The organism is Saccharicrinis sp. 156 (genome assembly GCF_050589685.1).
Lineage (GTDB): Bacteria > Bacteroidota > Bacteroidia > Bacteroidales > Marinilabiliaceae > Saccharicrinis.
This window is the reverse complement of sequence record NZ_JBNGOS010000020.1, coordinates 109,627-118,907: the sequence shown is the minus strand read 5'-3', so window position 1 is coordinate 118,907 and position 9,281 is coordinate 109,627. Positions and strand designations below refer to the sequence as shown.

Below are 9,281 nucleotides of genomic sequence, written 5' to 3'. Positions count from 1 at the left end.
GCAACCCATAGTTGATATTATCTTAAAAACTTTTAACCGATAATAAATTCTGTTTTTGACCTTTTTATTATATTTGACAGAATCGTCTAAACAATACATTTCTAATGAAGAGCGCAGAGTTTGGGGCTTTTGTAAAAGCCATACGTGAAGAAAAAGGATTGCCACAACGGAAAGTGGCACATGCCATTGATGTGGACACCAGTACTTTATCTAAGATGGAATTGGGTGATAGGCAAATCTCGATAACAATGGTAAAACCTTTGGCAGAAATATTGGAACATGACTTTAAGGATTTACAGATAAGGTATATCGCTGAGAAAATTAAAACGGACTTTAAGGAGCAGCCATTTTTGAAAGAGGCACTGGAAATGGTTATTGAAACGTCCTTTACTAAATAATTAATAATACTTAACAATGATTATTTAGAACAGGTAAGTTCAACAAGACAAATAAGAAAAATAGACACTACGCGTTAAAAGATTTAACAAAAATATGACAAAAAATAAAATAACACTCTCCCAATTAGAGCAATATCTATCAAAAGCAGCCTGGATTTTAAAAGGCCCGGTAGATGCTTCCGATTTCAAAGTATACATTTTTCCTTTATTATTTTTCAAAAGGTTATCTGATGTTTACGATGAAGAATACCAGCAAGCGATGGAAGAATCAGAGGGAGATGTTGAATATGCGTCTCTACCGGAGTTTCACCGTTTTGAAATACCGGAAGGATGTCATTGGAAAGATGTGCGAGAAACAACTACAAACGTTGGTCTAGCAATCGAGAAAGCATTACGTGGAATCGAACAAGCCAACCAGGAATTGTTATATGGTATTTTTGGCGATGCACAATGGAGTAATAAGAATAAATTGTCGGACCGCTTATTGATTGATTTGATAGAGCATTTTTCACAATATATTTTGGCAAATTCAATGGTTGACCCTGATTTGTTAGGTAATGCCTACGAATATCTAATCAAGCATTTTGCTGATTTAACCAATAAAAAAGCTGGGGAATTCTATACGCCACGTTCTGTAGTGCGTTTGTTAGGACTCATTCTCGACCCGCACGAAGGAGAAAGCATATATGACCCTGCTTGTGGTACTGGAGGAATGCTGTTGGAGTGTATTCAACACCTAAAAGAAAATAACGAAGACGATCGTACCCTCAGACTGTATGGTCAGGAGCGAAATCTGACATCCAGTTCTATTGCACGTATGAACATGTTTTTGCATGGCATTGAGGATTTTCAGATTTTCCGTGGTGACACATTACGTTCTCCAGCATTTTTTGCAGCAGATGGACTAAAAACTTTTGATTGTGTGATTGCCAATCCACCTTTCTCGTTAAAAGATTGGGGTGCTGATATGTGGGTTAATGATCCTTATGGACGAAACATTGCCGGAGTACCACCAAAAGGTAATGGTGATATGGCTTGGGTGCAGCACATGATTAAATCGATGAATAGTACTGGACGTATGACGGTGGTATTACCTCATGGAGCGTTATTTCGTAAAGCTGCCGAAGGTAAAATTCGTAAAGCATTATTGGAGCAAGATTTACTTGAAGCTGTGATTGGTTTAGGACCAAATATCTTTTATGGTACTCAACTTGCTGCCTGTGTCATGGTGTTTAAGCTAAATAAAGCTGTAGATAAAAAAGGCAAGGTATTGTTTATTGATGCGGCCAACCAGGTACGTGTGGGCCGGGCTCAAAATTTCCTGGAACCTAATCATGTTCAACAAATATTTGATTGGTATTCTGATTATAATGATGTTGAAAATCATGTTAAAATTGCTACTCTGGATGATATCAAAGAAAATGATTATAACCTGAATATTCCATTGTATGTAGAGAAGATTATTGAAGACAACCTACCATCTGTGGAAGAGGCCATGATAGATTTAAAAGGTGCATGGGAGGAGAGTTTATTAGCAGAAGAGAAGTTTAAAGTAATACTTGAAAAGTTCACCACGGATAACACAGATTAACACAGATATTAATCTGAGAAAATTAGTGATAATCTGTGGTAAAATATAAGCAATGGAACTAAACGATATATCATACAAAATAATAGGATGTGTTTATAAAGTTCATTCTGAACTTGGCCCCGGATTACTTGAATCGACTTACGAAGTATGCCTGGAGCATGAATTACTTAAGGAAGGACTAAAAGTGGAACGGCAAAAAGCATTACCAGTAATTTATGATGGTATAAAATTAGATGCCGGTTACAGAATAGATTTATTAATTGAAGACCAAATTATATTGGAACTAAAATCGATTGATGAGATTGCACCTATACATAAAGCTCAATTAATGACCTATTTAAAATTATCTGAATTAAAATTAGGGTTGTTGCTCAATTTCAATGTTAAGGATATGAAAAAAGGAATAAACAGAATTATAATGTAAAAAAGGTTCACCACAGATAAGTAATCAGTGAAAATCTGTGTTTATCCGTGGTGCAAAATATAATTACAATGACCCAACAACAATTAGAAAAATATCTCTGGGGAGCAGCAACGGCCCTTCGTGGTACCATTGATGCCGGAGACTACAAACAATATATCTTCCCTCTCCTATTCTTTAAGCGCATATGCGATGTGTACGACGAAGAGTTTGAAAAGGCTTTGGAGGAGAGCGATGGTGACATGGAATATGCAGCATTCGCCGAAAACCACCACTTTGTAGTACCTGAAGAAGCGCATTGGAACAAAGTTCGCGAAACCACTACAAATGTAGGCATGGCCCTGCAAAATGCCATGCGTGAGATTGAAAAGGCAAATCCAGATACTCTGTATGGTATTTTTGGCGACGCCAGTTGGACCAACAAAGACCGACTTAGTGATGAAACCTTAACCAACTTGGTTGAGCATTACTCACAACATAAACTAAGCCTAAGTAATGTTGCCGATGATAAACTCGGTAACGCCTATGAGTACTTAATTAAAGAATTTGCCGATGATAGTGGACATACAGCAGCAGAATTTTATACCAACCGCACGGTGGTTAAACTAATGACGCTGATTATGGATCCACAACCAGGTGAAAGTGTGTATGACCCCACATGTGGTTCCGGTGGCTTACTGTTGAACTGTGCTTTGCATTTAAAGGACGAAGGCAAAGAGTATCGCACTTTAAAACTTTATGGTCAAGAAATTAACTTGATTACTTCTGCCATTGCCCGTATGAATATGTTTATGCATGGGATTGAGGAATTTAGCATTGTGCGAGGAGATACCTTGGCTCAGCCTGCTTTTTTAGAAAACGATGAATTAAAAAAGTTCAACGTAATTCTGGCCAATCCACCTTACAGTATAAAAGCCTGGGACCAGAAAGCATTTACCAACGACCCTTATGGTCGCAACTTATGGGGGGTACCACCTCAAGGTTGTGCTGATTATGCCTTTCAGCAACACATTCAAAAGAGTTTAGATGACAACAATGGGCGTTCCGTTTCACTTTGGCCACACGGAATATTATTTAGAGATAGTGAAGCCGAAATGCGTCGAAAAATGATTGAAAACGATTTGGTAGAATGTGTTATTGGACTAGGACCAAACTTGTTTTACAACTCCCCAATGGAAGCTTGCTTGCTAATTACAAACAATAATAAACCTGCAGATAGAAAGGGAAAAGTTTTAATTGTTAATGCTTTAAAAGAAGTAAAGCAAGAAAAGAATATTGCCTTTTTAGAAGAGAAACACATTAACAAAATCTTTAACATATATAAGTGTTTTGAGGATGAAACTGATTTCTGTAAAGTAGTTCCTGTAGATGAAATCCTTGGAAATAAGGGAAGTTTGAATATCGCACAATATGTAAGTAATGTAAATGGTAATACGCACAGAATAACATTGGAAGAAGCCATTACGGACTGGGAAACAGAATCAGAGAAGTTAAAAATGAGTATGAATCATTTATTTCAAATCTTGAATTAATATGGAAGTAGTTATGCAAAATTTAGATTTGAAAAACATCGATAAAGCATCTTGGCAAACATTTCGTTTTGAGGAAATAGCTGAGAAAATATCAAAAACCGTTAAACCAGAAGAAGCCGATGTGGATATTTATGTCGGTCTTGAGCATTTGGATGCCGAAGATATTCATATCAAACGACATGGTGTACCATCTGATGTAAAGGGAGGTAAACTAAGATGTTATCCTGGAGACATAATTTTTGGAAAAAGAAGAGCCTATCAGCGTAAAGCAGCCATTGTTGACTTTGATGGAATTTGTTCCGCCCATGCCTTTGTATTTAGAGCTAATCCAGATGTTATAGAGCCAGAACTTTTTCCATTCTTTTTACATTCTGACCAGTTTATGCATCGCATGGTGGATATTTCTGTTGGTGGACTTTCTCCAACTATTAACTGGAGTGACCTTAAGCATCAAGAATTCCTTCTCCCACCCAAAGACCAACAAAAACAACTGGCCAAACTCCTTTGGGCCATGGATGATGTGATTGAGAAGGAAAAGGAGGTGTTGGAGAGATTGAATAGCTTTAAGTTATCTCAGCTTAAAGAAGTTTTCAATAGAGACAAATGTGACAAAGTGAAGGTAGGAGATATTTCGGAAAACATTGATAATAGAAGAATTCCTATTAAACAAAGCGACAGAAAGAAAGGAAGTTACCCTTATTATGGTGCTAGTGGAATAGTTGATTATATTGATGATTTTATTTTTGATGAACCGATTTTACTTATTTCAGAGGATGGTGAAAACTTGGATAGTAGGAAACTACCGATATCATATGAAGTTGATAACAAATGTTGGGTTAACAATCATGCTCATGTATTAAGCATTAATCAAACTAGTCGATACTTAGTAAAGGAGTATTTTAATTTTTCAGATATAAGTGATTTTATTACAGGAGGAACAAGACCAAAAATTACAAAAGGTATGTTAACGGATATGCCAATTTATATACCAAAAGAGAGTTTTCTCGTTGAATCTGAGGATAAATTGAAAGCTATTGATAAAGCGATATATTCATCCGATTCCAAAATAGCCAGTTCAAAAGCCTTACAAAAGAGTTTAATCAATCAGATATTTTAGAAGTGCGTGAATTAACCTAAATAATACCAAACGATGAGTGCCGAATTTTTAACCGAAATACAAACCGAAACCCAAAAGCAGAGCGATTCTATGCCTGCCAAGCGGTTAATGGATAAATTATTGCCTATTGCTAGTAAGCAAAACGAAATGGCACGCAGGTGGTTTTGGGAATTGCTTCAGAATGCAAGCGATTACAATGAGCATGTGCATGTGCGTTTAACGCTTAATAATAATCAACTCATATTTTCCCATTCTGGTAATCCGTTTCGTACTAGTGATGTATTAAATGTTATTGCGCCTGATTCTGGCAAAGATGGAGGTGAGTTGGAGTGCAGGGACAATATTGGAAAATTCGGTTCGGGTTTAATTTCCACTCACGTTTTGTCCAGTTTAATCACCGTAGAGGGTGTTGTGCAAGCCAAAGATAATAGTATGTACTATGGTTTCAAGGTCAATCTCGACCGTAGCCAAGCGCAAAGAAAAGATTTCCTGATAGAGTCAATAAAAAAGACCAGAGAAGAGTTTGAGAGAAACTATGTGCCAGTAGAATATAAAAAAGGAACTTTTAAAACACAATTTGTTTATCACCTAAATCGTCCCTTTAGCGAAATAGATGGGGAAGCTATTGCCATTACAGGTATTAAGCATATTATTGAAATACTACCCTATACCTTGTGTTTTATGCCCAAGATATTGTCTGTTGAAATAGTAAATCAATCAGATAAGTTTGATCATTTTTCCACCTATAAAATGGAGCGTGGAAATGTCAGTGGTGATCAAATAAAATTTAAAAAAATAGTTGATAAAGAAAGTGTAGATGTTAATATGTTGCTTCTTACACATGGAGATGCAAGTACGGCAGTTCAAATATCAGCCAATAAGCTCGTGTCTTATCCACGCAAAATTGCAAAACTCTTTTGTGGTTTGCCACTTACAGGTACCGAACAAGTAGGTTTGCCTATTATTGTAAACAGTTTGGAGTTCAACCCAGGTGCAGAGCGTGATGCCATAGAACTTAGTCCTCGGGATACCAAAAATCAGAAAATATTACTTGATGCAGCCGAATTGTATAAAAAACTACTGGATCGATTAATTGAACTGAAGGTTGAAGATTTGTATCATATTTCACGCATCCGCACAAAATATGAAGGTGTAGAGGCCAGTAAAATTTGGTTTAAAAATTACCCGATCAAGCTATTTGTTCGTCACCTACAAAAAGCACAGGTGGTAAAAAATGGAAGAGGTGAACTTATCACTTTGTCAGAAACGAAAATACCTGCAATTGATAAAGAATATATCGATGATTTTTATGAGGTGGCAAGTTTGTTTGCCTACCATAAAACTCCCTGCAGAGCATCCTTTAAACCATGGCTCGATATTATCGATTTTAATTTATTTGCGAATACAAAATACGAGTTCCAAAGCTTCTTGAGCGAAGTGGTTCAAACCAAAGAATTAGCGTCTTTTGTGCTTTTCGATAAACAGGATACAACACGATGGCTTCAGCAAATACTATCTTTACTTACAGATATTGATGATAATCTGCTAAATAAGTACGAGTTATTCCCGAACCAAAAGGGCAGATTGATGGCGAAAAGCGATATTGATTATCAACAGGGTTTTATGCCTGATTTAATGGCTATTAATAATGAAGTCAATAGCGAGTGTATAGAAGAGATTCTATTGCACGACGACTTTAAAATGTTGGAGCCTTATTTGGGTGCAAGCAAGCTTCGCGATATGAGTTACCTGTGTAAACGCATTGACGATGGTTTAAAACAATTATATAAAAAACACGATGGTGATCCTGCACCATTTGTAACACCGCTTCGTAAGCTGTTTAGTTGGTATAATACTTCGCTTTTACCTGAAAAAGAACGGAAAGAGCTTTTTGTTTGGTTTAGTGCTAAAAGAGCAACACTGTTCCTGGAAACCTTTAGTGAACAAGAACGCGATTTGGCCTTAAATATTGCACAAAGTGGTAAAATGCAAGCCTTGGCTCGTTTAGCCAATTCTGATATTTCAATGGCACAACTTTCATCTCTTGCCGATAAAGTTCACTTAATTGATAAAATTTTACTTGCCTTGCAGGAAGAGGTCGATGACCATACACATGCGAGTGAAGCTACTGGTGACCTGGGCGAGGAATTGATTTATAAGGATCTTCAAAAGCAGTTTCCAAGCTATCAGGGATACAAAGTTATTTAGTCAAGTAAGGAGCTGAACGAAGCACGTTTTGATTTTGAAGTTCTAAAGAATGACGAAACCCTTTGGTATGTCGATGCTAAAACAACCGTTCGTGGTATGCATAATGCAGATTCTATTCCCTTCTTCATGAGAAATGCACAGTGGGATTTCCTGCAAACCAAAGAAGCAAAAGAAAAGTATTTAATCGCCAGAGTATTTCTGGGAAGTGAGACATCAAACATTAAGTATATTAATATTAACACTAAAGAGAATATAAAATGAGGACAGTATCAGGAGCTATCGAAGGTATTCATTTTAAAGACAATATTTGTGTTTACATAAAACACAAAAAAGAGATTGAATATGATGCTGATATAGAAGGAGCATTGAATATAGCAAAAGAAGCGATTGAGGAATGGGAAAACAAAATAAGAAAAAGCTGTATTGTTTATAGAGACTATAAGGAATATAATTATTACACTACAGAAGGTCAGTTGTTTGGAGGTCGAGTGTTAGTCAAGTGTCTGGACCGGAATAATTCTATAACGATTGATGGTTTACAAGTTTATTCAATGCAGCATGGTGAAGTTACTGATGAATTTTCATTTGAAGAAGCCACAGCTATTTTAAATGCAATGGCGACATATGGTGTTGATGGCTTTCTGAAAAATTACAGGGAGAACTTGCAAGAGTGGCGTACCTATTATACAGAACAACTTGAAGGAGAAGAGTTAGTTACCGATGCTTCAGAGAGTGATGAAATAAATGAAAAAGTACTCAAGCTAAAAAATACAATAAAAACCATTTCAAGTATCGTATATGCTTTACTCATGCATATGACACTTAGCATTGAGAATGAGGTGATACAAAATATTTATAACCAGATTATTGCTGAATTTGCTTAATGATGCTTCAATATTATGAATTGAAGATCCATATATTGAGGAAATAATTTCATTTAATCATCCATCAATAATTTACCCTTTGGGCAAGATATTTCAACTAGAATTTTGAAGAGCTATGAATACTTATTACCAGTCAGATACCCGCTGGGAGCTATACAACATCAAAGACAAAGAAGATTATTGCTCTAAGATGCTTGTAAAAGGTCGCTTTCATGATCAAGTACCCGATGACATAAAAGATGCCTGGAAAACGGTGGAGTATTTGCTTGCGCATTCATTCTATCACTGGCAGATGTACGATGAGGGCTTTAAAAAGGCTTTGTTAATTATTGAAATGGCGGTTAAGCTCAGAGCAAAGGAGTTAGGTATGTCGTTAAAAACAGAACCCAACAAAAAGGGCAAGGTATTCGATCATAAATTGGTCAATATTATTAATAAAGTTTTTGTTGGAGAGCACTACTTGTTTCTTAAAAACGATATTGATAGGGCACGCAAACTTAGAAACCACCAGGTACATTCCGATAGCAATACCTACATGGGTGGCATGGGTAATATTAAAAGTAACCTAATGCTTGCTGTTAATGTACTGAATACCATTTTTCAAAGTAATGAACACCAGATTGCCCTATATCAAAAGAGCATTGATATAGCCGATTCTTTGAGAGGTTTTAAAAATGAACTTCTGGTTCTAGAATATAGTAAACCTAGCATACTCATTGACCAGGTACTGGATTTTAAATTAATGAATAACAAACTATATCTATTTCTTAATCCGTTACGGAATAACATCAAAGAAATTTTAGCGCATCATTACAGCCTTTACCCCGAAACCATTTGCTTATCTGAATATGAAATTAATTCAAAAGAAATTAGAGGAATATCAGAAGAAGGTTGTCAGGTTAGAATTTATAAAACAAGTAAAGCAGGAAACCTTAGTACACATCAAGCTTATCTATCACATATTGAAAACAGTGATAGAAGTGATTGGGAGATATGTGTACTTGGATTAAAACAAAATACATCTTGGAAGATCGTTGAGTTGGAATATGAAAATATGAGCAAATCTGCGTAATCTGTCGTGAAATAAATACAATATTCCATATTCCAATACAGAATATAACGCTTTAAAA

General features: G+C 36.0%; 8 protein-coding genes. All 8 read left to right on the top strand.

Annotated elements, in window-relative coordinates:
- Positions 1–104 precede the first annotated feature (104 nt).
- The 8 genes from ACRD64_RS13960 (at position 105) to ACRD64_RS13925 (ending at position 9,223) form a co-directional block, all read left to right on the top strand.
- The gene (locus ACRD64_RS13960) at positions 105–398 is read left to right on the top strand and encodes a helix-turn-helix domain-containing protein (protein WP_430934020.1); all 294 of its coding nucleotides are present in this window, start codon (positions 105–107) and stop codon (positions 396–398) included.
- Positions 399–492: 94 nt separating this feature from the next.
- On the top strand, positions 493–1,989 hold the full coding sequence (locus ACRD64_RS13955; protein WP_430934019.1) for an N-6 DNA methylase: 1,497 nt from the start codon (positions 493–495) through the stop codon (positions 1,987–1,989).
- A gap of 52 nt (positions 1,990–2,041) precedes the next feature.
- Entirely contained in the window at positions 2,042–2,413 is a 372-nt protein-coding gene (locus ACRD64_RS13950) for a GxxExxY protein (RefSeq protein WP_430934018.1), read from the top strand.
- A gap of 68 nt (positions 2,414–2,481) precedes the next feature.
- Positions 2,482–3,942 carry a type I restriction-modification system subunit M gene (locus tag ACRD64_RS13945; RefSeq protein WP_430934017.1) on the top strand — a complete coding sequence of 487 codons (1,461 nt, stop codon included), beginning with the start codon at positions 2,482–2,484 and terminating at the stop codon, positions 3,940–3,942.
- Between the two features lies 1 nt (position 3,943).
- Entirely contained in the window at positions 3,944–5,059 is a 1,116-nt protein-coding gene (locus ACRD64_RS13940; RefSeq protein WP_430934016.1) for a restriction endonuclease subunit S, read from the top strand.
- Positions 5,060–5,092: 33 nt separating this feature from the next.
- Positions 5,093–7,267, top strand: coding sequence for a sacsin N-terminal ATP-binding-like domain-containing protein (locus ACRD64_RS13935; RefSeq protein ID WP_430934015.1), 2,175 nt, complete (start codon positions 5,093–5,095; stop codon positions 7,265–7,267).
- A 257-nt stretch (positions 7,268–7,524) separates the two neighbouring features.
- Entirely contained in the window at positions 7,525–8,151 is a 627-nt protein-coding gene (locus ACRD64_RS13930; RefSeq protein WP_430934014.1) for a hypothetical protein, read from the top strand.
- 115 nt (positions 8,152–8,266) lie between these two features.
- Positions 8,267–9,223 carry a hypothetical protein gene (locus ACRD64_RS13925; RefSeq protein WP_430934013.1) on the top strand — a complete coding sequence of 319 codons (957 nt, stop codon included), beginning with the start codon at positions 8,267–8,269 and terminating at the stop codon, positions 9,221–9,223.
- Positions 9,224–9,281: the final 58 nt, after the last annotated feature.